The 24,376-nt window shown below is 66.2% G+C and carries 24 protein-coding genes, 1 tRNA gene and 1 other RNA gene; 16 read left to right on the plus strand and 10 right to left on the minus strand.

From position 1 onward, the window contains the following. Positions 1 to 24: 24 nt before the first annotated feature. The 4 genes from dnaG to JHW45_RS05920 all read left to right on the plus strand — a co-directional run bounded on the left by dnaG (position 25) and on the right by JHW45_RS05920 (position 6,032). The gene (dnaG, locus tag JHW45_RS05905; protein ID WP_272860005.1) at positions 25 to 1,944 is read left to right on the plus strand and encodes a DNA primase; all 1,920 of its coding nucleotides are present in this window, start codon (positions 25 to 27) and stop codon (positions 1,942 to 1,944) included. A 153-nt stretch (positions 1,945 to 2,097) separates the two neighbouring features. After that, complete coding sequence (rpoD, locus tag JHW45_RS05910) at positions 2,098 to 4,071, plus strand: RNA polymerase sigma factor RpoD (protein ID WP_272860006.1); 1,974 nt, start codon at positions 2,098 to 2,100, stop codon at positions 4,069 to 4,071. After that, complete coding sequence (locus JHW45_RS05915; protein ID WP_272860007.1) at positions 4,061 to 4,486, plus strand: BLUF domain-containing protein; 426 nt, start codon at positions 4,061 to 4,063, stop codon at positions 4,484 to 4,486. The genes rpoD and JHW45_RS05915 overlap by 11 nt, the downstream gene beginning before the upstream one ends. A 145-nt stretch (positions 4,487 to 4,631) precedes the next feature. Beyond that, positions 4,632 to 6,032, plus strand: a complete 1,401-nt coding sequence (locus tag JHW45_RS05920) for a DNA recombination protein RmuC (RefSeq protein ID WP_272860008.1) — start codon at positions 4,632 to 4,634, stop codon at positions 6,030 to 6,032. A gap of 39 nt (positions 6,033 to 6,071) precedes the next feature. Here the strand turns inward: JHW45_RS05920 and JHW45_RS05925 are convergent, their stop codons facing one another. Continuing rightward, the gene (locus JHW45_RS05925) at positions 6,072 to 6,743 is read right to left on the minus strand and encodes an SDR family oxidoreductase (protein WP_272860009.1); all 672 of its coding nucleotides are present in this window, start codon (positions 6,741 to 6,743) and stop codon (positions 6,072 to 6,074) included. A 188-nt stretch (positions 6,744 to 6,931) separates the two neighbouring features. Here JHW45_RS05925 and nrdR point away from each other — a divergent pair, with 188 nt between their 5' ends. Both nrdR and ribD read left to right on the plus strand, forming a co-directional pair. Further along, on the plus strand, positions 6,932 to 7,396 hold the full coding sequence (gene nrdR, locus JHW45_RS05930; RefSeq protein WP_272860010.1) for a transcriptional regulator NrdR: 465 nt from the start codon (positions 6,932 to 6,934) through the stop codon (positions 7,394 to 7,396). A 26-nt stretch (positions 7,397 to 7,422) separates the two neighbouring features. Then, entirely contained in the window at positions 7,423 to 8,400 is a 978-nt protein-coding gene (ribD, locus tag JHW45_RS05935; protein ID WP_272860011.1) for a bifunctional diaminohydroxyphosphoribosylaminopyrimidine deaminase/5-amino-6-(5-phosphoribosylamino)uracil reductase RibD, read from the plus strand. Between the two features lie 9 nt (positions 8,401 to 8,409). On the opposite strand, the gene JHW45_RS05940 is transcribed toward ribD, so the two are convergent. The 3 genes from JHW45_RS05940 to JHW45_RS05950 all read right to left on the minus strand — a co-directional run bounded on the left by JHW45_RS05940 (position 8,410) and on the right by JHW45_RS05950 (position 12,986). Continuing rightward, the gene (locus JHW45_RS05940; RefSeq protein ID WP_272860012.1) at positions 8,410 to 10,422 is read right to left on the minus strand and encodes a capsular polysaccharide biosynthesis protein; all 2,013 of its coding nucleotides are present in this window, start codon (positions 10,420 to 10,422) and stop codon (positions 8,410 to 8,412) included. 6 nt (positions 10,423 to 10,428) lie between these two features. Beyond that, on the minus strand, positions 10,429 to 11,523 hold the full coding sequence (locus tag JHW45_RS05945) for a polysaccharide biosynthesis/export family protein (protein ID WP_272860558.1): 1,095 nt from the start codon (positions 11,521 to 11,523) through the stop codon (positions 10,429 to 10,431). A gap of 128 nt (positions 11,524 to 11,651) precedes the next feature. Then, complete coding sequence (locus JHW45_RS05950) at positions 11,652 to 12,986, minus strand: capsule biosynthesis protein (protein ID WP_272860013.1); 1,335 nt, start codon at positions 12,984 to 12,986, stop codon at positions 11,652 to 11,654. Positions 12,987 to 13,200: 214 nt separating this feature from the next. Here JHW45_RS05950 and JHW45_RS05955 point away from each other — a divergent pair, with 214 nt between their 5' ends. The 6 genes from JHW45_RS05955 to JHW45_RS05980 all read left to right on the plus strand — a co-directional run bounded on the left by JHW45_RS05955 (position 13,201) and on the right by JHW45_RS05980 (position 17,813). Beyond that, complete coding sequence (locus tag JHW45_RS05955; RefSeq protein ID WP_272860559.1) at positions 13,201 to 13,806, plus strand: riboflavin synthase; 606 nt, start codon at positions 13,201 to 13,203, stop codon at positions 13,804 to 13,806. A 138-nt stretch (positions 13,807 to 13,944) separates the two neighbouring features. Next, the gene (gene ribB / locus JHW45_RS05960; RefSeq protein ID WP_272860014.1) at positions 13,945 to 15,063 is read left to right on the plus strand and encodes a 3,4-dihydroxy-2-butanone-4-phosphate synthase; all 1,119 of its coding nucleotides are present in this window, start codon (positions 13,945 to 13,947) and stop codon (positions 15,061 to 15,063) included. A 4-nt stretch (positions 15,064 to 15,067) separates the two neighbouring features. Further along, on the plus strand, positions 15,068 to 15,616 hold the full coding sequence (locus JHW45_RS05965; RefSeq protein ID WP_272860015.1) for a 6,7-dimethyl-8-ribityllumazine synthase: 549 nt from the start codon (positions 15,068 to 15,070) through the stop codon (positions 15,614 to 15,616). Then, a complete protein-coding gene (gene nusB / locus JHW45_RS05970) occupies positions 15,613 to 16,116 on the plus strand; it encodes a transcription antitermination factor NusB (RefSeq protein ID WP_272860016.1) in 504 nt (167 codons plus the stop codon). The genes JHW45_RS05965 and nusB overlap by 4 nt, the downstream gene beginning before the upstream one ends. Before the next feature lie 72 nt (positions 16,117 to 16,188). Beyond that, positions 16,189 to 16,545: a hypothetical protein gene (locus JHW45_RS05975; RefSeq protein WP_272860017.1), complete on the plus strand. Its 357-nt coding sequence runs from the start codon at positions 16,189 to 16,191 to the stop codon at positions 16,543 to 16,545. A 362-nt stretch (positions 16,546 to 16,907) separates the two neighbouring features. Beyond that, on the plus strand, positions 16,908 to 17,813 hold the full coding sequence (locus JHW45_RS05980; RefSeq protein ID WP_272860018.1) for a DUF481 domain-containing protein: 906 nt from the start codon (positions 16,908 to 16,910) through the stop codon (positions 17,811 to 17,813). 111 nt (positions 17,814 to 17,924) lie between these two features. On the opposite strand, the gene ssrS is transcribed toward JHW45_RS05980, so the two are convergent. After that, a non-coding RNA gene (ssrS, locus tag JHW45_RS05985) (6S RNA) lies at positions 17,925 to 18,082 on the minus strand. A 109-nt stretch (positions 18,083 to 18,191) separates the two neighbouring features. On the opposite strand from ssrS, the gene JHW45_RS05990 reads away from it, so the two are divergent. Further along, positions 18,192 to 18,653: an MmcB family DNA repair protein gene (locus tag JHW45_RS05990; RefSeq protein ID WP_272860019.1), complete on the plus strand. Its 462-nt coding sequence runs from the start codon at positions 18,192 to 18,194 to the stop codon at positions 18,651 to 18,653. Here JHW45_RS05990 and JHW45_RS05995 read toward each other — a convergent pair. Further along, entirely contained in the window at positions 18,634 to 18,852 is a 219-nt protein-coding gene (locus tag JHW45_RS05995; protein WP_272860020.1) for a DUF6324 family protein, read from the minus strand. The two genes, JHW45_RS05990 and JHW45_RS05995, sit on opposite strands and share 20 nt — an antisense overlap. 102 nt (positions 18,853 to 18,954) lie before the next feature. Here JHW45_RS05995 and JHW45_RS06000 point away from each other — a divergent pair. The 3 genes from JHW45_RS06000 (at position 18,955) to JHW45_RS06010 (ending at position 20,276) form a co-directional block, all read left to right on the plus strand. After that, positions 18,955 to 19,031: transfer RNA gene (locus JHW45_RS06000), tRNA-His, on the plus strand. A 141-nt stretch (positions 19,032 to 19,172) separates the two neighbouring features. Then, positions 19,173 to 19,607 carry an ElaB/YgaM/YqjD family protein gene (locus JHW45_RS06005; protein ID WP_272860021.1) on the plus strand — a complete coding sequence of 145 codons (435 nt, stop codon included), beginning with the start codon at positions 19,173 to 19,175 and terminating at the stop codon, positions 19,605 to 19,607. A gap of 9 nt (positions 19,608 to 19,616) precedes the next feature. Continuing rightward, complete coding sequence (locus JHW45_RS06010; RefSeq protein WP_272860022.1) at positions 19,617 to 20,276, plus strand: phage holin family protein; 660 nt, start codon at positions 19,617 to 19,619, stop codon at positions 20,274 to 20,276. A gap of 37 nt (positions 20,277 to 20,313) precedes the next feature. On the opposite strand, the gene JHW45_RS06015 is transcribed toward JHW45_RS06010, so the two are convergent. The 4 genes from JHW45_RS06015 to JHW45_RS06030 form a co-directional block, all read right to left on the minus strand. After that, entirely contained in the window at positions 20,314 to 20,694 is a 381-nt protein-coding gene (locus JHW45_RS06015) for a hypothetical protein (protein WP_272860023.1), read from the minus strand. Between the two features lie 78 nt (positions 20,695 to 20,772). Then, positions 20,773 to 21,144 (minus strand): DUF1850 domain-containing protein, encoded by a 372-nt coding sequence (locus tag JHW45_RS06020; RefSeq protein ID WP_272860024.1) that lies wholly within the window; start codon positions 21,142 to 21,144, stop codon positions 20,773 to 20,775. Next, complete coding sequence (locus tag JHW45_RS06025; RefSeq protein ID WP_272860025.1) at positions 21,141 to 23,228, minus strand: TRAP transporter permease; 2,088 nt, start codon at positions 23,226 to 23,228, stop codon at positions 21,141 to 21,143. Before JHW45_RS06025 ends, JHW45_RS06020 begins: the two co-directional genes overlap by 4 nt. A 63-nt stretch (positions 23,229 to 23,291) precedes the next feature. After that, positions 23,292 to 24,248, minus strand: a complete 957-nt coding sequence (locus tag JHW45_RS06030) for a TAXI family TRAP transporter solute-binding subunit (RefSeq protein WP_272860026.1) — start codon at positions 24,246 to 24,248, stop codon at positions 23,292 to 23,294. Between the last annotated feature and the right edge of the window lie 128 nt (positions 24,249 to 24,376).

Genomic DNA, 24,376 nt, shown 5'->3' on the forward strand with positions numbered 1-24,376 from the left:
CCCGCGCGGGCTGATAATCGCGCCATGAGTCTGCCGCCCGGCTTCCTTGACGAATTGCGCAACCGCGTCCCGATCAGCCGTGTGATCGGGCGCAAGGTCGTGTGGGATCTGCGCAAGTCGAATCAGGCGCGGGGCGACTGGTGGGCGCCATGTCCGTTCCATCAGGAAAAATCCGCCAGCTTTCACTGCGACGACCAGAAGGGATTCTATTACTGCTTCGGCTGTCAGGCCAAGGGCGATGCGCTGACATTTCTGCGCCAATCCGAAGGGCTTGAGTTCATCGAGGCGGTCCGGATGCTGGCGACCGAGGCCGGCATGCAGATGCCCGAACCGGGCCCGCGCGCCCGCGAACGCACCGACCGCCGCACCCGGCTGTTCGAGGTGACCGAGGCCGCGTGCCGTTGGTTCCGCCTGCAATTGCAGACCGGCGCGGCGGCCGATGCCCGCGCCTATCTGGACCGGCGCGGGCTGGACGCGGGCACGGTCGAGTTGTTCGAGATCGGGTTCGCGCCCGACAACCGCACCGCCCTGACCGCCGCGCTGCGCGAAAAAGGGTTCGACGAGGCGCTGATCGTCGAGGCCGGGATGGCCGCGAAACCCGATTCGGGCGGGGCCGCCTATGACCGGTTCCGGGGCCGGATCGTGTTTCCGATCCGGGACGGGCAGGGGCGCTGCATCGGGTTCGGCGGGCGCGCGATGGACCCGAATGCGCGCGCGAAATATCTGAACAGTCCCGAAACCCCGCTGTTCGACAAGGGCCGCAATCTTTACAATCTGGGACCCGCGCGCGCGGCGGTGGCCAAGGGCCAGACGCTGATTGTCGCCGAAGGATACATGGACGTGATCGCCCTGGCGCGGGCCGGTTTCGGCGCGGCGGTGGCACCGCTTGGCACCGCCATCACCGAAGACCAGCTGCGGCTGATGTGGCGCATCTCGCCCGAGCCGGTGATTGCGCTGGATGGCGATCCGGCGGGTCAGCGGGCGGCGCAGCGGCTGGTCGATCTGGCGCTGCCGCTGACCGGGCCGGGACAGGCGCTGCGCTTCGTGATGCTGCCGTCGGGGCAGGACCCCGACGATCTGATCAAGGCGGCGGGGCCGGGCGCGATGACGGAGCTGCTGGAGCAGGCCCGGCCCTTGGTCGATGTGCTGTGGGCGCGCGAGACCGAAGGCCACAGCTTTGACAGCCCCGAACGCAAGGCCGCGCTGGACCGCCGCCTGCACGACGCGATCGCGAAGATCCCCGACGAATTGACCCGGCGCCATTACACCGACGAGATCCGGCGCAAGCGGCGCGAGTTGCTGGGCGGGTATTGGCAGGATCGCAAGGGGCGGCAGGGCGGCAGGGCGCAGGCGAGTGGGCGGCCCGGCCGGCGGGGTGGCGGCCCGATGCCCGCGCAGGCGCCGCGGCCGATGATCGCGCTGGACGGGCCGCGCGCGGCCGCCTCGCTGCTGGAAGGCGCCTGTCTGCTGATCTGCGCGCTGCGGCCGGAATTCGTGGCCGCGCACGAATCGCGGCTTGAACGGCTGTTGCCGCAGGACGCCGACCGCGCCGCGCTGCTGCACGATCTGCTGACCGGCGACGACAGCGCGCCGGGCCGGCGCGCCCTTGAAAGCCTGCGCGCCGACGCCCATCTGGGCCTGACGCCTCGGCTGATCGAGGCGCAGGACCGCGATTCCGCAGAAACGATCCTGACCAACCTGCTGGATCGGCTGGAGGCGCAGCGCGCGGCCGGTGCCGAAGCCGCGCGGGCCGAGACCGAGATCCAGGGCGACGCCGACGAAGGCCTGACCTGGAGGATGCAGCAGATTACCCGCGCGCGGCACCGGGCCGAGCGCCCCGACATGGAGGATACCGGTGATCTGAACGAAGATCGCGATGCGTTGCAGGCGCAGCTCGACCAGTTCATCAGCACCGAAATCTGGCGCAAGCCGCCGCGCCGCTAGACCCCGTTCCAGCCGTGCGGATCACGCGAATCATCGGCGCGAATCACCGTCGCGCCGGCCTTTGATTCGGCCCCGATGCGCGCTAGAACTAACCGATTCCCCGCCGATTCGCGGCCCGACCCCCGCGAGTCTCGCCCCGAGAAGGAGCCCTGGATGGCCGCCAAGGAAGACGATCAAGACAAGACCGAGAAGGACGAGAATGCCCACACGCTGGACATGAGCCAGGCGGCCGTCAAGAAGATGATCGCCGAGGCGCGTGAGCGGGGGTATATCACCTACGACCAGTTGAACTCGGTTCTGCCTCCCGATCAGGTCAGCAGCGAGCAGATCGAAGACGTGATGTCGATGCTGTCCGAAATGGGCATCAACGTCATCGAGGACGAAGAGGCCGAGGAGGCCGAAGGCGGCGCGGTGGCGACGACCGCCTCGACCTCGCGCGAGGTGGCGGTCGCGGCGACCGAAACCGAAAAGCTGGACCGCACCGACGATCCCGTCCGCATGTATCTGCGCGAGATGGGCAGCGTCGAATTGCTGTCGCGCGAGGGCGAGATCGCCATCGCCAAGCGGATCGAGGCCGGGCGGAACACCATGATCGCCGGGCTGTGCGAAAGCCCGCTGACCTTCAAGGCCATCACAATGTGGCGGCAGGAGCTTCTGGACGAGGAGATCCTGCTGCGCGACGTGATCGACCTTGAAACCACCTTCGGCCAGTCGATGGAGGACGAGGAAGGCGAGGACGAGGAAGAGCTGGGTGGAGAAAGCGGCGGCGACAGCGCATCGCAAAAGCGCGAGGAACTGGATGCCGACGGCAATCCGATGCGCAGCGACGAGGACGACGAGGAAGAGGACGGCGCGAACCTGTCGCTGGCCGCGATGGAAGCCAGCCTGAAGCCCAAGGTTCTGGAAACGCTGGAAGCCATCGCGCTGGACTATGAAAAGCTGGCCGACATGCAGGATCAGCGCATGTCCGCGACCCTGAACGAGGACAGCAGCTTTTCCGCCAGCGCCGAATCCGACTATCAGAAGCTGCGCAGCGAAATCGTCGTGCTGGTGAACTCGCTGCATCTGAACAACAGCCGCATCGAGGCGCTGGTCGATCAGCTTTACGGCATCAACCGCCGGATCGTGACCATCGATTCGGGCATGGTCAAGCTGGCCGACGCCGCCCGCATCAACCGCCGCGAATTCGTCGACGCCTATCGCGGCAGCGAACTGGACCCGGGTTGGGTCGACCGATTCTCGCAGAACGCGGGGCGCGGCTGGCAGGCGCTGTTCGAACGCTCGCGCGACAAGGTCGAGGATCTGCGCGGCGAGATGGCGCAGGTCGGCCAGTATGTCGGCGTCGATATCGAGGAATTCCGCCGCATCGTCAGCCAGGTCCAGCGCGGCGAGAAAGAGGCGCGCCAGGCAAAGAAGGAAATGGTCGAGGCGAACCTGCGGCTGGTCATCAGCATCGCCAAGAAATACACCAATCGCGGCCTGCAATTCCTTGATCTCATTCAGGAAGGCAATATCGGCCTGATGAAGGCCGTGGACAAGTTCGAATACCGCCGCGGCTACAAGTTCAGCACCTATGCGACGTGGTGGATCAGGCAGGCCATCACGCGCAGCATCGCCGATCAGGCGCGCACGATCCGCATCCCGGTGCACATGATCGAGACGATCAACAAGCTGGTGCGGACCGGCCGCCAGATGCTGCACGAGATCGGCCGCGAACCCACGCCCGAGGAACTGGCCGAAAAGCTGCAGATGCCGCTGGAAAAGGTCCGCAAGGTGATGAAGATCGCCAAGGAACCGATCAGCCTTGAAACCCCCATCGGGGACGAGGAAGACAGCCAGCTTGGCGATTTCATCGAGGACAAGAACGCCGTCCTGCCGCTGGATTCCGCGATTCAGGAAAACCTGAAGGAAACCACGACCCGCGTTCTGGCCAGCCTGACCCCGCGCGAGGAACGGGTCCTGCGGATGCGGTTCGGCATCGGCATGAACACCGATCACACGCTGGAAGAGGTCGGCCAGCAGTTCAGCGTCACCCGCGAACGCATCCGCCAGATCGAGGCCAAGGCGCTGCGCAAGCTGAAGCATCCCTCCAGAAGCAGAAAGCTGCGGTCCTTCCTTGACCAGTGATGCGATCGTTTTCGAAGGTCTGGGCTTCTTCCTGTATCGCAGCACCGCCCGAGACGGGCTGAGCGCGGGCGATCTTGACAACATCCGGACCGTGGCGCGGCAACGCAACGGCGCCTGCGATCTGTCGGGCTGCCTGCATCACGAAGGCGGGCTGTTCTTTCAATGGCTTGAGGGGCCGCAGACGCAGCTGCGCGCGGTGGTGGACTCGATCCTGCAGGACAGCCGCCACCGCGACATCACCGTTCTGGACGAAGGTCCGCTGACCCATCGCCGGTTTCAGCACTGGCGGATGCGGTTTTCGGACCGGGATCAGGCGTCGCTGCTGGACTGGTTCGCCCAATCGCGGGCATCGACCGTCGATCCCCACGATTATGCCGGCGGCGTGGCGGCATTTCTGCAAGCGGTCTCGGTCTGATCGTTAAAGCTTGACCGAACGGGTTGTGTCGCGGCACAAAAAGTGAACACTGCACCATGACGCGCCGCTCATCGGAGGATGCATGCCGCAGGATCTGTCCGTTCGTCTTCAATCCTTGTTCAGCGATCCTGACGCTGTTCTGACGATGCTGGCCGCGTCGACGGTCTGCCTTGTGCTGCTGGCCCTTCTGGCATGGCGATGGCGGCGCGACCTGCGTGCAGGCGCGGCGCGCGAGGCTGCGGCGCAATCCAAGCTGCGCGATCTGGACGGCCATGTCAGAAAGCTGGAACTGGATCTGGGTCAGCGCGACGTCCGGCTGGAATCGCAACAGGCGCGTCTGGCGGAACTGGCCGAAGAACGCGACGGACTGACCGATGCGCTGCATCAGGCCCGGCAGCAGACATCGCGCATCCAGACCGAACTGGCCGAAGCCAAGTTGCGGGCCGAAAAGGATCGCGAGGCGGCCGAGCGTGAAATCGCGATGCTGCGCGAACTGCGCGAGGAAATGACCGGGCAGTTCAAGCTGATGGCATCCGAAACGCTGCGCACGCAGCGCGACGACATGCAGCGCGTGCAGGGCGAACAACTGACCGCGCTGCTGACCCCGTTCCGCGATCAGGTCCACCGCTTTCAGACGGAACTGCAAAGCCGGAACAAGGTGCTGGACGAAGAAGGTGCGCGGCTGCGCGAACAGATCGCCTTCCTGCACAAGAGGTCCGAGGACATCTCGCGCGAGGCGGTGAACCTGACCCGTGCGCTGAAGGGCGAAAAGCAGCGTCAGGGCGCCTGGGGCGAGATGGTACTGGAACGCATCCTGGAAGAATCCGGTCTTCAGGCGGGCACGCATTACGACATGCAGTCAAGCTGGCGCGACGATGACGGCAAGCTGTGGCGGCCCGATGTCGTGGTCAAGATGCCGCGCCAGAAGATCATGGTGATCGACAGCAAGGTCTCTCTCAACGATTACGAGACGGCGGTGAACGCCGAGGAACCGGCGGATGCGCAGGCGGCGTTACGCCGCCACGTCGCCGCGCTCCGCACCCATATCGGCACGCTGTCCGATAAGGGCTATCACAAGATGGACGATTTTTCCGTCGATTACGTGCTGATGTTCATTCCCATCGAAGGCGCCTTCTCCGAGGCGCTGCGCGCCGATCCGACGCTTGCCAGTTTCGCGCTTGAACGTGGGGTCGGCCTGACCACCCCGACGACGCTGATGCTGACGCTGCGGACGGTCGAACATATCTGGGCAGTCGAGCGGCGCGAAAGCAACGCGCTGGACATCGCCCGGCGCGCGGGTCAGCTTTACGACAAGGTCGCGGGGTTTGCAGAGTCGATGGAGGGCGTCGGCAAGGCGCTGGATCAGGCCGCGCGCAGCCACGGGCAGGCGATGGACCGGCTGACGCGCGGTCCCGGCAATGTCATCCGCCAGATCGAGATGCTGCGCGAACTGGGCGCAAGGGCGCAAAAGAAGATCGCGCTCGACCACGACAGCGACCAGCCCGCGTCGCTGGACGGCCCCGCCCCGCCCGAGGCGGCGGAATGATCCGCGCGCGTCGATGCACCGCTGCGCCGGACGGCTGCGCTAGTCCTGCGGCATCAGGAAGATTTCGCGGATATTGGCGCGCGGCGGCGCGTCGATCATCTGCATGATCGCCGCCGCCACGTCCTGCGGCTGCAACTTGTCAGGTGCGCCATCGGCGAAGAAGGGCGTGTCCACCATGCCAGGTGCCACGACACAGCAGCGACCGCCCCATTCGCGCATCTCTTCGGCCATGTTGCCGGCATAGCCATGGACGAACCATTTCGTCGCGCCATAGATCGACCCCGCGATGTGCCGCCGCCCGGCGCCCGATCCGGTCAGGACCAGTGTGCCTTGCGTCTTGCGCAACTCTGGCAGGGTCGCCCGCGCCGTCTGCACAAGGGCGGTGACGTTCAGATCGATCATGCCGCGTATGTCGTCCAGATCGCCGTCTTCCGTGCCCGGTCTGGACATGCCGCGCCCGGCATTGGCGAAGGCCGCGTCCAGCCCGCCGAACCGGTCCACCGCGCGGCCGACGCACTCGTCCAGATCGTCCATCCGCGTGACATCGCCCGGAACCGCCAGGGCAGCGTCGCCCAATTCCCCGGCAAGTGCGGTCAGTTTTTCCCTCGACCGCGCCATCAGGGCGACGTTCCAGCCACCCGCAACCGCCTGTCGCGCCGTCTCGGCGCCGATTCCCGAGGATGCACCGGTGATGAAAAGCGTTCTGGTCATGCTGTGTCCGATCGTTTGAAAAAGGGCTGTGTCTGCGGCTGCGTATGCAGTTGCATGTGCCGCTGGCGAACGCGGCTTTCGGGTCACAGGTTCCCCGGTCCGCATTTTGTGGCCTGTGGATAACGCTACCCAAATCCTGCGGTGCTGCCTATAGTGGCTGCGGATATCGCGGCCGAGGGGACAACCGAATGCGCTGCCCGTTTTGCGGAAACAACGACACGCAGGTCAAGGATTCACGCCCGGCCGAAGACAACGTGGCCATCCGGCGCCGACGTTTCTGCCCGGCCTGTGGCGGGCGGTTCACCACCTATGAACGGGTTCAGCTGCGCGATCTGGTCGTGGTCAAGTCGAACGGCAAGCGCGAGGATTTCGATCGCGACAAGATGGCGCGGTCGATCCGCATCGCGATGCAGAAACGACCGGTCGAGCCCGAACGGATCGAGCAGATGATTTCGGGCATCGTCCGGCGTCTGGAAAGCACGGGCGAGACCGACATCCCCTCGAAGGTCATCGGCGAGATCGTGATGGAGGCGCTGTCGCGCATCGACAATGTCGCCTATGTCAGATTTGCCAGCGTTTACAAGAACTTTCAGGATGCGGACGATTTCGACAAATTCGTGTCCGAATTGCGGCCGGGGTCACTGCCCGAGTGACCGATGCCGCGCAGGACCACCGGCACATGGCGCATGCCCTGCGGCTGGCCCGGCGCGGGCTGGGCAATGTCTGGCCGAATCCCGCCGTGGGGTGCGTTCTGGTGCGTGCGGGCCGCGTGGTCGGTCGCGGGTGGACGCAGCCGGGCGGGCGGCCGCACGCCGAACCGGTCGCGCTGGATCAGGCGGCGGGGCTGGCGCGCGGCGCGACCGCCTATGTCACGCTTGAACCCTGCGCCCATCATGGCCGCACCCCGCCCTGCGCCGAGGCGCTGGCCCGGGCTGGAATCGCCCGCTGCGTCACCGCGCTGACCGATCCCGATCCGCGTGTTGCGGGACAGGGTCACGCCATCCTGCGCGCGGCGGGGATCGAGGTCACGGAGGATGTTCTTGCGGATCGGGCCCGCGATCTTCAGGCGGGTTTCTTGTCACGGATCACGCGCGGCCGGCCCTTTGTGACGCTGAAGCTTGCGACCAGTTTCGATGGCCGCATCGCCACCGCCCTGGGCGAAAGCCGCTGGATCACCGGACCCGCCGCGCGCGCCCATGTCCACGCGCTGCGCCTGCAGCATGATGCGATCATGGTCGGCGGAGGCACGGCGCGCGCCGATCTGCCGGCGCTGAACGTGCGCGGCTTCGGCCCGGTTCGACAGCCGGTGCGGATCGTCGTCTCGTCCCGGCCGCTGCCCGATCTGCCGGTCGAAGGACCCGATCACGGGCCGTTATGGCAGATGTCGGGCCGGATCGACGCGATCCTGTCGGATATCGCCGGGCGCGGCATCACGCGGCTGTTCTGCGAGGGCGGGGGGCAACTGGCCGCCAGCCTGCTTGAGGCCGGGGCGGTGGATCAGCTTGCAGGTTACGGCGCGGGCGTGGTGTTGGGTGCGGACGGGCGTCCGGCGGTCGGGTCCTTGCCGCTGCCGCGGCTTGCCGACGCGCCGCGATTCCGGCTGGTCGAGACGCGCAGCATCGGGCCGGACCTGTTCCACCGGTGGATGCGCGACTGAACGCGCGGATCAGCGCCGCCAGATCCAGCTGTGCCCGGCCAGCGCGCCCTGCGCCTTTGCAAGCAGCCGCAGTCCCGGCCCGGGCTTTCCTGCCGCCTGATCCGTCAGCCGTTCCAGCGCCAGTTCGGGCGGGCAGGGCAGGCCGGTCAGCGGATCGCGATAGCGCGGATAGGCGATCAGGCAGGCATGGACAAGCTGCGCCAGATCGGGCCGGGCCCTCCGGCGCGACGGAACCGGCCCCAGATCGCGCGTCAGGCCCCACCCGGCATAGAACGGGGCGCCAAGCGTCGTCACCTTCACCCCGCGCAAAAGCGCCTCGAACCCCAGTGTCGACGTGATGGTCCACACCTCGTCGACCTGCGCCAGCACGGCGACGGGGTCGGCGTCCCGGATCACATGATCGGCCAGCAGGGACAGATCGCGTGGCGGGATCGCACCTTGCCGCAACCCGGCCTCGACATCCGGATGCGGCTTGTAGATCAGAAAGGCGTCCGGGTTTTCGGCCCGCACGCGTTTCAGCAGGTCCAGATTGCGGCGTTCGTCCCCGGCGCCAAGGCGGATCGAGGCGTCATCCTCGACCTGTCCCGGAACCAGGATCACCCGTCTTCCGTTCGGGTCCGGCAGCGCACGGGGCGGTCCGCCGATATTGTATTTCGACAGCTTTGCCGCCCGGATCGCGGCGACCAAAGCCTGGGCGCGATCCCGCCCGCCCGGTGGCAGCGGTTGCGCGATCAGCCGTTCCAGCCGGCTTTCCCGCGTCGGGTCATAGTAGATCCCCAGATCGTCGGCGACCAGCGACAGCGGCGGCGTCAGTTCCGCGCCCAGCCCGCGCGAGCGCAGAAACCCGTCCTCGACCCGCGCGGCCTGCGGCGTGGCGCCGGCACGGCCGGCCCAGGCCAGCGTCACCCGGGGCGAGGGGCGCGACACGAAGCGGACCGGGCGCGCATCGCCGAAGGCGCGGTCGATGAAGGGACGTTTCCACAGCCGCATGCCATAGGCCGTGTGGCCGTGGCGATCCTGCCGCCAGACCGCGGCTTCGGCCTGCAACTGGTGCAGCGCGCCGTCGAAATCGGTCAGCCGGTCGCGGCACGGATCGTACCAGACCGGCGCCAGCAGATGGCTGGCCGCGAACAGCGTCTGCCGGCTGGCGCGGCCGCGCCGGTCTGGGGGCAGCGGCGCCTCATCCTCGGTCAGGCCCCAGCCGGCATAGAAGGGCTGGCCGAACAGGCGCGGCCGGTGGCCCGCCAGAACAGCCTCGTATCCAAGCTGCGAACTGACCGCATAGACGGCGCTTGCCCCCTCCAGCAGCCGCCAGGGCGAGATCGGGGCGTCGCAGATCGCATCCTCGGCGCGCAGATCCGTCCGGTGCAGATGGCCGGGACGCAGCCCGGCGGCGGTTTCCGGGTGGGTGCGCAGCACGATCCGGCGGGCCGGATGCTCGGCGCGGGCGGCGTGCAGCATGGCCAGGAAGGTCTCGCGCCCCGCGCCCATCAGCGATGCGTCGCCCTGTGTCTGGTCGATCACCAGCACATATCCTGGATCGGGGGCGGGCAGGTCGGGGTCGTGGGCGTTGTATTTCGACAGATCCAGCGCCCGCAGCCGGGCGATGCCGTCCTTCGCGCGCCGTGTCATGGCGTCGCCGATCCCCGACAGCACCAGCCGTTCGATCCGCGAGGGGCGCGAGGGGTCGAAATGCAGCCCGTCAGGGTCGATCAGCAGGCCGATGGGGCCGCGCCGCGCCACCCGTCCGCGCGCCCGACCGGGCAGGACGCTGCGCAGAAACGCATCCTCGACGCTCACCACGGCTGCGCCCCGCCGCGCCGCGATGGCGCGCCCGCGCCACGCCACCGGGCTGGCGCCCCACACGCCGACATCGCCGCCCGCGCGCGGCAGCCCGACGGTCAGGCGCCAGCCGGCCAGCTCCAGAATGCGGCGCAGGCGCGGTTGCCTCCAGAAGCCGCCATTATAGACGAAAAGCCGCCGGAGAGGTTCCCCGGCGGCCCCGTCGTGTCGGTCGGACATGCAGCGTCAGTCGCCGATCGAGGTCAGGGCGTCGGCCGAATCGGCGCTGCCGGTGACGGCGTTCAGCACCTTGGCGAACTGGACATAGGGCGCCTCGGTCACATAGACGGTGTCGCCGTCGCGGATCAGGAAATCGCGCGCAAGGAACAGCCCGTTCGGCCGCGTCAGATCCAGCACATAGGCGATGCGCTGCATCCCGAAGACCGGCTTGCCCAGAACCTTGCCGGCGACCGATTCGGGCTCGTCGCGCAGCACGAACACGCCCGTCGGATCCGCCAGGGCCGAGCTGAGACCGCCGACCATGGCAATCGCCTCGACCGCGCTGATCGCCTCGTTGCCCAAGGGAACGCGGGTCTGTCCGCCAAGCGCGCCCAGGGCGGTGAAGTTGCGCTGATCCTCTTCCACCAGAATGATGTCGCCGGGGCGCAGCGCGATGTCGTTCGACCGGCTGCTGTAAAGATCGGTCATCCAGACCTTGCCCTGCTGATTGCCGCGCTTGACGGTGATCACCGCCACCTCGGGCTCGATCCCGACGCCGCCGGCCTTTGCCAGCATCGCCGACAGCGTGCGCGTCGGACGCTCGATCGGATAGACGCCCTGCGCGACCACCTTGCCCATCACCGACACGGTGGCGCCGTTGCCGGCCACGCGGGTGACGGTCACCTGCGGATCGGGCGTCTGCGCGCTGAGCCGTTGCGTGATCACCTGCCGCAGCTGTTCGGGGCTGTTGCCGGCGGCGCGGATGCGGCCGGCATAGGGCACGAAGATGTAACCCGCGCTGTCGACCTGAATTTCCTGAAGCGAGGTCGAACTGGCGCCGAGCGATGTCAGCAGCCCGTCATCGACGTTTTCCCAGATCGACAGACCAAGCACGTCACCGGCCCGGATCTCGTCCGCGCCGACCTGGCCGGCGCTGCGGAAACTGGACGAGAAGCCATAGACGGGCATGAAGTTCGTGGCCCGCGTGACGTGATCGTTGACATAGATGACATGGGTATTGCCGCCCCGTTCGACCGCGCCCGCATAGATTTCCTTCTTGTTGGGCCCCGAGCGGGGAAGACTGCATGCGGTCAGCAGCATCAGCGTCACGATCATGGCCATCCGGAAGACGCCGGCCTGCGAAGAAAGAACTGTCACCTCGGACTCCTGTTATCGTTGCGCCGGTGGACGACGGATTTTGCAAACAGCCTAGCGACCGGCACGGGGATGCGCCACCCTTTCACGCATCCTCAGCCGATGCGATCGCCGATCTGATGCCGATGCGCTACAGGCCCGCGCGCCAGCGCCTGATACGGATCGTCGGGCGACAGGATCATGTCGGCCACCAGACGAAGGGCGTGGGCGCGCGAGCGGCGGGAATAGAAACCGCCGGGGATCTGGCTTGTCTGAAGAAGATAGTCGCGCAGGACGCGATAGGCCTGCGGGTCGGGCGGCTGCGGATCGGCCAGGAAATCGGCCAGGGTCTGATCCGACACGATGCCCGGCTTGTCATAGATCGCGCGCCCCAACGCCTTCACCGGAATTCCGCGCCACAGCGCCTGTTGCGCCGCCGTCGAGTTCACCGTGATGACGGACCGGGCATGGGCCAGCTGTTCGGCCAGCTTGCCGCCGCGAAGATAATGGACGCGCCCGGCCACCCCGTGACGGGCCGCGGCCGCCTGGATCGCGGCGCGATTGCCGGCCCGCCCGTCCTCTAGCGGGTGCGCCTTGAAGATCAGGTGGTGATGGCGGGGGGCGGCGCGGGCGAACTGGTCGGTCAGCAGGTCGATGAACTGGGCATTGCTGGTGAAGGGCGAATGGCCGAGGAAATTCGAATCGTGCTCCAGCTGCATCGGCGCCAGCGAATAGGGCCAGCCCGCGAACTTGAACCGCCGCCATTGCAGCCGGGTCTTCAGGCTGAACAGCGGCGCCATCAGGAACCGGCGCAGGTTCAGGCGGAATTCCTGCGCCACCGAAATCGCGCGGTGCCCGCGATACCGGCGATAGCGGCCATTCGCCACAAGAACCATGAAATGATAGAATGCGCCGTAGAATTTGTGATGGCGCATGTCGCCCCAATGCGCGGGCGGACGCCGGATCTCGGACCCGCCATCGCGCAGCGCGGCCCGCATCTGCGACAGCGGAATCCGCAGCAGGGCCGAATGTCCGTTCGATCCGCCGCGTTCATAGCTGATCCAGTAGGGACGCAGATACCCTTCCTCGAACACATGGACGCGCAGGCCGTCGTCGCGGGCCGCGCTGCGGGCGATGTCGTGGATCGGCCGGACATCGCCATAAAGCACGATATCGGTCACCTGTTTTTCGACCAGGATGCGATCCAGATGCTGCGGCCAGTCCTGCATGGTGCCGCAATGGCGGATGAAATGCGCCTTGTCCGACCAGAAGAATTCGTCGCCGGCGTTGAAGCCGCAGCGCCACACGGTCGCGCCCGCATCGCGCAGCAGCGCGCCCAGACGGTCGAAGAACGGCCCGTGCGGACCCTGCAGCAGCAGAAACACCCGATCCTCTGCCGCGATGGGCAGATCCGGGGCGGTCAGATCCGGAGACAGCGTCTGATGCAGCATGGTGTTCCGTGACGATGGCTTCGCAGAGTTGGGCTTTGCAGACTTGATGGGACGCAGGCGTCGGTGGGTCAATCCGTAATGACACGCAGAGGTTAACGACTTCCCCAACGTCGCCGCCAAAAATGCCGGGCTTTCGATGCTTTCGGGCGCCGGGTGCTGCTTGCGCGGGCACACGCGATCGCCTAGGTCATGGGCACGGACAGGGGGCTTGGCGATGTTTACCGGCATCATCACGGATATCGGCACGGTGCGCGCGGTCGAGATGCGCGGCGACATGCGGGCGCGGATCGGCTGCGGATACCCGATGGACAGCGTCGATCAGGGCGCCTCGATCGCGTGCGACGGGGTGTGCCTGACCGTGGTGTCCAAGGGCGATGACTGGTTCGAGGTGGACATATCGGCCGAGACCCTCAGCAAGACCAATATCGGCGCGAATGGCTGGACGGTGGGCCGGCTGCTGAACCTGGAACGCGCGCTGAAAGTCGGCGACGAGCTGGGCGGGCATATCGTCAGCGGCCATGTCGACGGCGTGGCCGAGATCGTCGGGCTGAGCGATGACGGCGACAGCCTGCGCCTGACACTCGAAACACCCGCGGCGCTGGCGCGCTTCATCGCGCCCAAGGGGTCGGTCGCGCTGAACGGCACTTCGCTGACGGTGAACGACGTGGACGGCACCCGTTTCGGCGTGAACCTGATCCCGCACACGCAGCAGGTGACGACATGGGGCCGGGCGGCGACGGGCGATCTGGTCAATCTGGAAATCGACACGCTGGCCCGTTATGTCGCGCGTCTGGCCGAAGCCGACGCAGCCATGACCTGATGCCGGCGACAGGATATGCGCCAGGATTCGGAGATCGGGACCGAAGGGTCGGCCCGCGGCGGCACGCCGCCGGACATCACGGTCGGATCGGTCGGGCGGCACGCGCCGGCCGGACCCGGCAGCTTGAAGGAAGCCAGCATGCAATATGAACAGCCCGGCCCGGTCGAAAGCGATCTGCGCGACGCCATCTCGTCCATCGAGGAGATCATCGAGGATGCCCGCAACGGCCGGATGTTCATCCTTGTCGATCACGAGGACCGCGAGAACGAGGGCGATCTGGTCATTCCCGCGCAGATGGCGACGCCCGATGCGATCAACTTTATGGCCACCCACGGGCGCGGCCTGATCTGCCTGTCGCTGCCGGGTGAGCGGATCGACGCCCTGGGACTGACGCTGATGAGCCCCAAGAACTCCAGCCGGCACGAGACCGCATTCACCATGTCCATCGAGGCGCGCGAGGGGGTGACGACCGGCATCAGCGCCCATGACCGCGCCCGCACCGTCAGCGTGGCCATCGACCCGGCCAAGGGCGCGGCCGACATCGCCACGCCGGGCCACGTCTTTCCGCTGCGCGCGCGCGAGGGCGGCGTGCTGGTCCGCGCCGGCCATACCGAGGCGGCGGTCGATATCTCGCGGCTGGCGGGCCTGAACCCTTCGGGCGTGATCTGCGAGATCATGAACGAGGATGGCAGCATGGCGCGGCTGCCCGACCTGATCGCCTTTGCCCAGAAGCACGGGCTGAAGATCGGCACGATCAGCGATCTGATCCGCTATCGCCGCCGCCACGACAACCTGATCGCCGAACGCAGCCAGAAGGCGGTGCAGTCGATCCATGGCGGCGACTGGATGATGCGGATCTTTGCCGACGAGACGCAGGGCACCGAACATATCGTGCTGACCAAGGGCGATCTGACGGGCGGGGGGCCGGTGCTGGTGCGCATGCACGCGCTGGACCCGCTGCACGATGTGCTGGGCATCGGGCGCGAGGACGCCGGCAGCCTTCCCGCCGCCATGGCCGAAATCGCGCGCGAGGGCAGGGGCGTCGTGGTGCTGATCCGCGATCTGACCAATGTCGTCACCGTCCCGGGCGAGGTCGGGCCGCACACGTTGCGCCAATACGGGCTGGGCGCGCAGATCCTGTCGGCCCTGGGCCTGTCCGAACTGATCCTGCTGACGAATTCGGCGCCGGTGAAGGTCGTGGGGCTTGACGCCTACGGGCTTTCCATCCATTCCACGCGGCCTATTCCCAAGGACTGAACTCATGGCCTCGAATACCCCGCATCATCAGCTTGATCTGCCGCCATTCGACGCGCCCGTGCGTCTGCTGGCGGTTGTCGCGCCCTATTACCGGGATATCGCCGACGGGCTGCTGGCCGGCGTGCGCGCCGTCACGGCGCGGGCGGGCGCGACGCTGGACGTGGTCGAGGTGCCGGGCGCGCTGGAAATCCCCACCGCCATCGGCATCGCTGCGCGTCAGGCCGATTATGACGGGTTCGTGGCCCTTGGCTGCGTGGTGCGGGGCGAGACGACCCATTACGAGACGGTGTGCAACGACAGCTCGCGCGGGCTGACGCTGTTGGGGTTGCAGGGCGTGTGCATCGGCAACGGAATCCTGACGGTCGAGAACATGGATCAGGCGCGGGTCCGCGCCGATCCGGACGATCAGGACAAAGGCGGCGGCGCGGCGCAGGCGGCGCTGCATCTGGTGGCGCTTGCCCGCAGATGGACCGGGCGCGGCGACCGCGCGCGGCCGGCGGAGTCGGATCCCATCCGTCTGGCCGGACGACTGGACGGGCAGGACCGGGCATGAGCGGCAAGACCGGCAAGCCTGCGACCCCGCGCCCCGACCGGCGCGCGCTGTCCAGCGCCGCCCGTCTTTACGCGGTGCAGGCGCTGTTCCAGATGGAGGCGTCGGGCCAGTCCGCCGACCGGGTGTTGCAGGAATTCCAGACCTATCGCATCGGCGCCGAGGACGACGAAGGACGCTCGGCCGATGCCGACGAGGCGCTGTTCGGCCGGCTGATCGATGACGCGGTGACATGGCAGTCGCGGATCGACCAGGCGACGGACCGGGGGCTGGTCGCGAAATGGCCGATCAACCGTATCGACCCGGTGCTGCGGGCGCTGTTCCGCGCCGCCGGGGCCGAACTGGTCACGCCGCGCACGCCGCCCAAGGTGGTGATCGCGGAATATGTGCGCCTGGCCGAGGCGTTCTTTCCCGACGGGAAAGAGCCGAAATTCGTGAATGCCGTCCTGGATCATGTCGCGCGCCAGCTGCGGCCCGATGCATTCACCGACGCGACGAACTGACCTGTTCCCATATGGCCTCGATCGGCTATGATAGGGGTGAACAGACCCGTCCGACCTTGCCGGTTTCCTGCCATGCCACGCCTTGTCCGCCTTTACATCGTCAGTGTCGCGCTTGGCTTTGCCCTGTCGCTGCTGTTCGTGACGCTGCTGCTGGTGCTGGATGTCGGCGGTCTGCGGCATCTGGTGTTGGGCAGCTGGTCCGGCTGGCTGGGCGGGCTGATGCTGGTTGTCTTCAACACCATCGTCTTTGCGGGCGTGCAGTTCGGGATCGCGGTCATGCGCCTGGCCGACCCGCCCGAACCGCGCGGCGGCCGCAGGATACCGATGCCGCTTGGACCGCCGGCGCGGGCGGCGGCCGTTCCGGGGCGGCGCAGACAGGAAGATCAGCGCCGCACGGATGCGGCAAAATTCCGACAAAGCGTGTTCTAAATACAACAAGCCGGCGCGCGTCCAGACCGCAGAGAAATGACCAATTCTTGTGCGGTCACGCGGATATTTCAACGCGCAAGGAAGCCGTGCATCCCTGTATTTCCTGCCGGACCCCGTAAAGTCGCCTTAAAACGGACGGTTGCAGCAAGTGGCGCAAAGTTCCGTCCTGCGCGATCACGACTTTATGTCGGCGGAAATGGGCCGATGCGGAAATGTCACAGCTTCCCTCATGTTTCCGGCAGGTTTCGCCGTGTCGCGCGACCCTATGAACCTGCGACGGGGCATACTAATTGATGTGTCGCAGAGATGCTCTGGCAACCGAATTGGCCAGAACAACGAAAAACTCAGATCGTGAGGACACAATGAAAAAAGTTACGCTGCTGACCGGCACCGCCGCGATCATCGCCGCCCTGTCGGTTCCGGCTTTCGCCCAGACCGAGATCGCGACCGGCGCAAGTGCAACCGGCGTGAGCGCCGTTGATGACCGCATCACCGACATCGAAGACGATGTGATCGACGATTTCGACCGTTCCAACGATCCCGACCGCTTCGGTCCTTCGGATCGCCGTCAGGGCCTGTTCGGCTCGATGTCGCTGCAGTACAGCGGCTCGACCGGTAACTCGGACGCGCAGGATCTGGCGATTGCCGGCCGCGTGTCCTATAATCAGGCACCGTTCGCGCAAAGCGTCGGTCTGGCCATCGAGTTCGGCGAGAACGACGACGGCGTGAAGGACACCGAAAAAGTCAGCGCGATCTATGACGCGCAGTACTATTTCAACGACCGCTTCTATGCCTTCGCCCTGGGCCGGTTCACCGTTGACGGGCTGGTTGACGGTCTGGACAACGCCGACGAAACCGTCCGCGACTTCGACGAAGACGACGATCTGCGTCGCGACGGCTTCCTGGGCTTCGGTCCGGGTTATCGCGTGATCAACACGCAGGACACCGCATGGCGCGTTCAGGCCGGTGTCGGCGTCCGTTACACGCAGACCGGCTATCAGGATCTGGTCGATGACGGTTCGGAAACCGAAGTCGGCTATATCGTGTCGTCGCGCCTGTATCACCGCTTCAACGAGATGATGTTCGTGACCAACGACACCGACTTCCTGTCGTCGGACGCCAACGACGTCATCACCAACGAGCTTGGCCTGAACTTCCGCATGTCGGAGCAGCTGGCCACGCGCGTCAGCTATCAGACCGAGTATCAGTCGGACCGCGCGATCCGCACCGACAACAAGCTGGGCGTTGCGATCGTCTATGGTTTCTGATCCATCCTGATGGATTGACCAATGGAAGAGGGGCGGGTGCAAACCCGCCCTTTTTCTTTGCGACAAAAGAAAACCGCCGCTGACCGGAGGGTCAGGGCGGTATCTGGGGTGGCGGGAACCGCTGCGACCGCGGCAGCGCGAGATTTCCCGAAAGCCTGGATTACCAGGTGGGCGCCGGGTAACGAGACCAGGGCCTCGACAGAGCCGGCTCCCTCGGAAAAGTTATAGGCCAGTGGAAAAATGGCCGCTCGCGGGAAGAGCAGAAACCCGCCACAGCCGAGAGATAGGCCCGATCCGCGCGGCTTTCAAGATGGCCCGCCGGGTTTTGCGCGGACAGGACACTTGCAGCCTGTTTCCGCTTCGTTCTAATCTGTGGCGATGGAACAACAGACGATCTCTTTGCCGGGTCTGCCCGGCCAGCGGCTGGCGCGCGGCGTCGGTCGCCTGCTTGCCAGCATGGATCACGCCGTGCTGACCGAATTCGTGCCCGCGCGCGGGTTGCGCGTCGATCTGATCAGCCTTGGCCCCAAATCCGAAATCTGGATCGTCGAATGCAAAAGCTGCCGCGCCGATTTCGTCACCGACCGGAAATGGCACGGCTATCTGGAATGGTGCGACCGGTATTTCTGGGCGGTCGATCACGAATTTCCGATGGACCTGCTGCCCGAGGGGACGGGGCTGATCATGGCCGATGCCTTCGGGGCCGAAATTCAGCGGATGGCGCCGGAGACGCGCCTGCCCGGCGCGCGCCGCAACCGGCTGTTGCGCGACGTCGCGCGGGTGGCATCGCGCCGGTTGCAGGTCTTGCAGGACCCCGAGTTCAGCGGCGGGGCTTTTTAGGCTTGCCGCCCTTGCGGCCCATCTGGCGGGCCGCCTCGACCGCGGCCATCAGCTCTTCCGCGATCTCGACGGCTTCATCGGGGTCGAAATCCAGCGGCAGGTCGATGCCGTCCCCCTCGACATAGATGCGCACCATTCCCTGATCGGTCGGCCCGACCTGAAGATTGGCGGCGGTGTTGCTTTCGCTGTTGATGCTCACCGGTGCGTCCTCGCATTGATCACGCTTTCTCTAGCGCGCTGCGGAATTCGCGGCAAGTCGGGCTTGCAACCGGGGCAGGGCGGCGTTACACACCGTTTCCGTGCCGCCTTAGCTCAGTTGGTCAGAGCGCTGGATTGTGGATCCAGAGGTCCCCCGTTCAAGCCGGGGAGGCGGTACCATGCCCTCGTCACCCCTCAAATCCGCCCGAACCGACCGTAACCCGTGCCGGTGCAGGGAAATTTCCTGCCGCATGGAACAATGCCGCAGGACAGCGTGTTTGCTGTCTGAAGTGACAACAAGACCTGCGAAGAGGATTTCCCATGGCCCAATCCACCCCCACTGCCGATCAGGTTCAGCGCGACGCGAAGGCCGCCGCGAACGAAGCCCAGGACGATCTGCGCGACGGCGCGCGCCGCATTGCCGATGACGTGCGCGAAACCGCGCGCGACCTGTCGGACAATTCCGGCATCGACAAGCTGAAAGAGCGGGGCGCCGACCTTGCCGACACCGCCCGTCAGGCGGGTCGCGAATATGCCGACATGGCCCGCGAAAAAGGCGAGGAATATGCCGAACGCGCGCGCGCCGAGGCGGATCGCCTGTATGCCGCCGGACAGCGCAAGGCGGACGAAGTCGCGCATTACGCCGAGGATCGTTACGACGAACTGTCCGACATGGTGCGCCGCCATCCGGCCCAGTCCCTTGGGATCGCCGCCGGTGTCGGCTTTCTTGTCGGCCTGATCCTGGCTCGTCGTTAAGAGGCGCCGATGTTCGACTACGCCCAGAGGCTTCAACTGGCGTTGGGCGATGTCGTCCGGCGCTCGGCCCTGAAGGTGATCGCCGGCGTCGTGCTGGCGGTCGCCGTCGGGTTCCTGCTGGCCGCATTGTGGTCGTGGCTTGCGCACGGGCTTGGCTGGGGTGCGACGATGGCGTCCCTGGCCATCGGCGGCGGCTTTGTCGTGATCGGCGCGATCATCCTGATGGTCGCATCGCGCGAACGCCACCCCATGCCCACCGGCGACGATCTTCGTCGCGAGGTCGAGGCCCGCGCCAGTCTGGCAGCCGATGCCGCCGTCAACCGGGTCCAGGCCGAGGCTTTGCGCGTGGCCGACATGGCCGAGAACAAGGTCCATTCGCTGATCGACCATGCCGGCTTTCGCGCCAACAAGCTGGCCAGCGACACCGAACGGCGCGCGCAGGAAATGTTCCGGGGCGCGGCGGGCAGCATCGGCCTGACCGGCCAGAATATCGGTAAGGCGCGGAACCGCGCTGCGGGCGCGGCCAGACAGGCATCGCGCGCGGCGGACAGCGACGCGGGCAACATGGCAAAGCTGATCGGCGCGTTCGCTGTCGGCGTGACCCTGGCCGCCAAGTTGCAGGAACGACGCCGCAGCAGATCGGATTTCGACGACGCCGATTTTCTGTGAGATGCGAAGGGGGCGGGGCTGCGATGGCGGCCTTGCCCTATTCGACGCAGCTTTCGGACAGTTCTTCGGCCAAGGCGGCCAGATCGTCCCAGGTAAAGGGCGATGCAAGGCTAAGCCAGCCGCGGGCGGTGACCTCTTGCGGGCTGTCTTCGCCCAGTCGCACGACGATGGCGGCATTTCGGTCGCGGGCAAGCTGGGAAATGCCGTTCTGATCCAGCTGCGCCAGCGATAATTTGGTGATGATCACGGCTCTCGCATCGCCGGCAGACGCGTCCGCCAAGTGATCGGACAGCTGACCCGGATGGCACAGACGCCTGATGTCGCATCCGGGCACGACGGATTGCAGCCCGTCCTGCATGTCGCGGGCAACAAAACTGTCCTTCTCGATGATCACAAACCGGAACTTTGAAGCTGTCATGATGGTGCAGCATCACATCCGGTTTACCGCAATGCAATTAAACCTTTTTAAGCTCTGCGCGGTTCGATCCGAGGCGGCTTATTTCCTGGCGCGCGGGCAGGGTCGCAGACGGATCGGACCGCCCGCCGCCTGCCCAAGCTCCTGACACCGCTTGCCGTCGCAGATCCGCCACCCGCCGCCCGTCGCGCCGCTGGCCGCAAGCAGCAGTTCGGCCTGCGGCGCAAGATCCGGCGTCCATTGCCACCAGCCATCGCGCAGCACCGCATCCTGACCCGGCTCCATCCCGGCGCCCGAGCCTTTGACGGCGGCGCGGATCAGGTGCAGGCGGTCGCCCTCGATCCGCCATTCCTCGCGCCAGGCGACATGTTCGACCGAGTGGGTCCATTCCAGCCGGAAATCGCTGCCCTGCAAGGCCAGTGCGGTCAGCCCCGCCAGCAGGCAGCCGGTCACGCGCGCCGCCTGCGCAGCCACCACAGACCGGCAAACAGCGCGGTCAGCGCCAGCCCGGCCTCATCCGTCATCGGCAGCGCCGCGATCAGCGTCAGCGCGGCCAGCGCCGCCAGCAGCCGTTCCCATATCGCCAGCCGGTGTCCCAGCCAGCCGATCACCGCGATCCCCCACAACCCGATCGCGATCACGCATTTCGCAACGATATAGGCGACGGCCGCGGCATAGCCGATGCTTTCCGCCAGCGGCCCGCCATCCTGCAACATCAGCGCCGGCGTATAGACCGCCATATAGGGAATGACGAACCCGGCGGCCGCGACCTTCAGCGCCTCCATGCTGATCCTGAAGCCGCTTTCGCGGGCGATGGGCGCGGCGGCGAAACAGGCCAGCGCGACGGGCGGCGTCAGATCGGCAAGGATGCCGAAATAGAACACGAACATGTGGCTGACGATCAGCGGCACGCCCAGTTGCAGCAGCGCAGGCGCGGCGATGGTCGAGGTGATGATATAGTTGGGGATGGTCGGAATCCCCATGCCCAGCACGATGCAGGTGATCATCGTCAGGATCAGCGACAGGATCAGGCTGTTCTGGCCGACCGACACGATATACAGGCCAAACGTGTTCGCGGCCCCGGTCAGGGTCATGGTGCCGATGATGACGCCCACCAGCGCGCAGGCGACGCCGACGGGCAGTGCGGTCTTGGCCCCCTCGGCCAGGCTGTCGATGACCTGCCAGATGGTCTTGCGCCCGCCGGCATAGATCAGGTTCCAGACCAGCAGCGCGCCGATCCCGCCCCACAGGGCAGAGTTGCCGAATTGCAGGAAACTGGCCGCGACCAGCCCCAGTCCGATCCAGAAGATGATGCGCAGCACGCCCTGCGGCAGGCCCAACGCCGCCGACGCCCCCAGGATCAGCATGATCGTCAGCCCCAGACCGACCGTGCCCGCAAACAGCGGCGTGTAGCCGGAAAACAGCAGATAGACCAGCACCGCCAGCGGCAGGATCAGATACCACCCCTCTTTCAGCGCGTTGCGGATCGAGGGCAGGTCCTCCTTGTTCATGCCGTGCAGATTGCGGCGTCCGGCCTCAAGATGGACCATCCAGAAGGCGCTGGCGAAATACAGGATCGCCGGGATGATCGCGGCGCGCACGACCTCGACATAGGCCACGCCAAGCGTCTCTGCCATGATGAAGGCGACCGCGCCCATCACCGGCGGCATGATCTGTCCGCCCATGGAGGCCGTGGCCTCGACCCCGCCGGCAAACGCCGCGCGATAGCCGAAGCTTTTCATCAGCGGGATGGTGAACTGCCCGGTGGTCACGACATTGGCCACGCCCGACCCGGAAATCGTGCCCATCAGCCCTGAACTGACCACCGACACCTTGGCCGCCCCGCCCATCCGGTGGCCCACGAACCCCAGGCTGACATCGGTGAACAGCTTGATCATCCCGGCCTTTTCCAGAAACGACCCGAACAGGATGAACAGGAAGATATAGGTCGCGCTGACATAAAGCGGGGTGCCATAGATGCCTTCGGTGCCGAAGGACATCTGTTCGATCACCTGCGCGAAATCGTATCCGCGCGTGACCATCGGGCCCGGAAAATACTGCCCGAACAGCGCATAGACCAGGAACAGCCCCGCAACGATGGGCAGCGCCGGACCCATCACCACATAGGCCGCGGCAAAGGTCGTCGCCAGCGCGATCACCCCGATTGCCACGTCGATGTCGTTCAGCATCCCCGACCGCATCATCAGCGGCACGTATTCCGCCCATTGATACCCCGCGACGACCACGCCCGAGGCGGCCAGCACCCATGCCAGCACCTTGGCCGGCACCCCGCGACCGTGCAGCGCCGCCAGCAGCGGAAAGCACAGCAGCATCAGGAAACCCAGATGCAGCGCGCGCTGGATCTGGCTGGACAGGGTGACGATATGGGCGGCAATGGCGATCTGGTAAAGCGAGAAGGCGACGGCGATCCAGAACAGGATCTTTCCCTCGGTGCCGGCGGGAAAGCTGTCGGCCAGCGGATCGTGCAGGCCAAGATCGGAGTCGCCGGCCGGGGCCGAGGGCCGGGCTTCGGTCATGATGTCATCCGATGCTGATGATGGTGGGGGCCGGGACCCGCGTCCCGGCCCGCGACACGCGCCTTATTCGGCGGTGACGCCCACCTCGTCATAGTAACGCTGCGCACCGGGATGGACCGGCACCGGCATGCCCTTCAACGCGTTCTGCACGTCGATGCTGGCGGTCGCCGCGTGGGCCGATTTCAGCTCGTCCAGGTGATCGTACATCAGCTTCGTCATCTGATAGGCCAGATCGTCGCTGACCGCGTCCGATGTGATCAGGAAGTTGATGACGGCGACGGTCGGCACGTCTTCGGTCTGCCCGTCATAGGTGTCCGCGGGAATCGTCTCGGCCACATAGGGCGCGCCCAGGGTCGAGGCGATTTCGTCGGGGATGGCCACGACCGTGATCGGGATCGAGGTGGACAGATCCTTCAGCGACGCGACGCCCAGGCCCGCGGATTGCAGGGTGGCGTCAAGCTGACGGTTCTTCATCAGTTCGACCGATTCCGCGAAGGGCAGATATTCGACCTTGCCCAGATCGTCATAGGTCATCCCGGCGGCCTGCAGAATGGCGCGGGCGTTCAGTTCCGTGCCCGATTTCGGCGCGCCCACCGACAGCGCCTTGCCCTTCAGATCCTCCAGCGTCTTGATGCCGGATTCCTCGCTGGCGACGATCTGGATGAAGTTGGGATACATGGCCGAGATGCCGCGCAGCTTGTCCAGCGGTTCGGGGAAACCGGCCTCGGCATTGCCTTCGGCGGCGAATTTCACGGAATCGCCAAGCGCGATGCCGATCTCGCCCTTGCCCTGTTGCAGCAGGTTCAGGTTCTCGACGCTGGCTTTTGTGGACTGCACCTGCACCTTGGCGTCGGGAATGCCGTCGGTATAGATCTTCGACAGCGCCCCGCCCACCGGATAATAGACCCCGGAGGTGCCGCCGGTCAGAATGTTGATGAATTGCTGCGCGCCGGCCGATATCGGCACGACGCCAAGCGCGACCACGGCGGCGGCTGCGGCCACCTTGTTGCGGATGGTCATGTCTTCCTCCCTGAATGCGTTTCTTTGCGGCAGGCTAAGAGGCTTTGGGGCCGAGGTCAAAGCCCAAAATCCTGTCGCCCGCACCTGCCGCAGAACGCCGCAAGGATCGTCCGCCACGGCTGGCGGGA

It is taken from the genome of Paracoccus stylophorae, assembly GCF_028553765.1.
Classification (GTDB): Bacteria; Pseudomonadota; Alphaproteobacteria; order Rhodobacterales; family Rhodobacteraceae; genus Paracoccus; species Paracoccus stylophorae.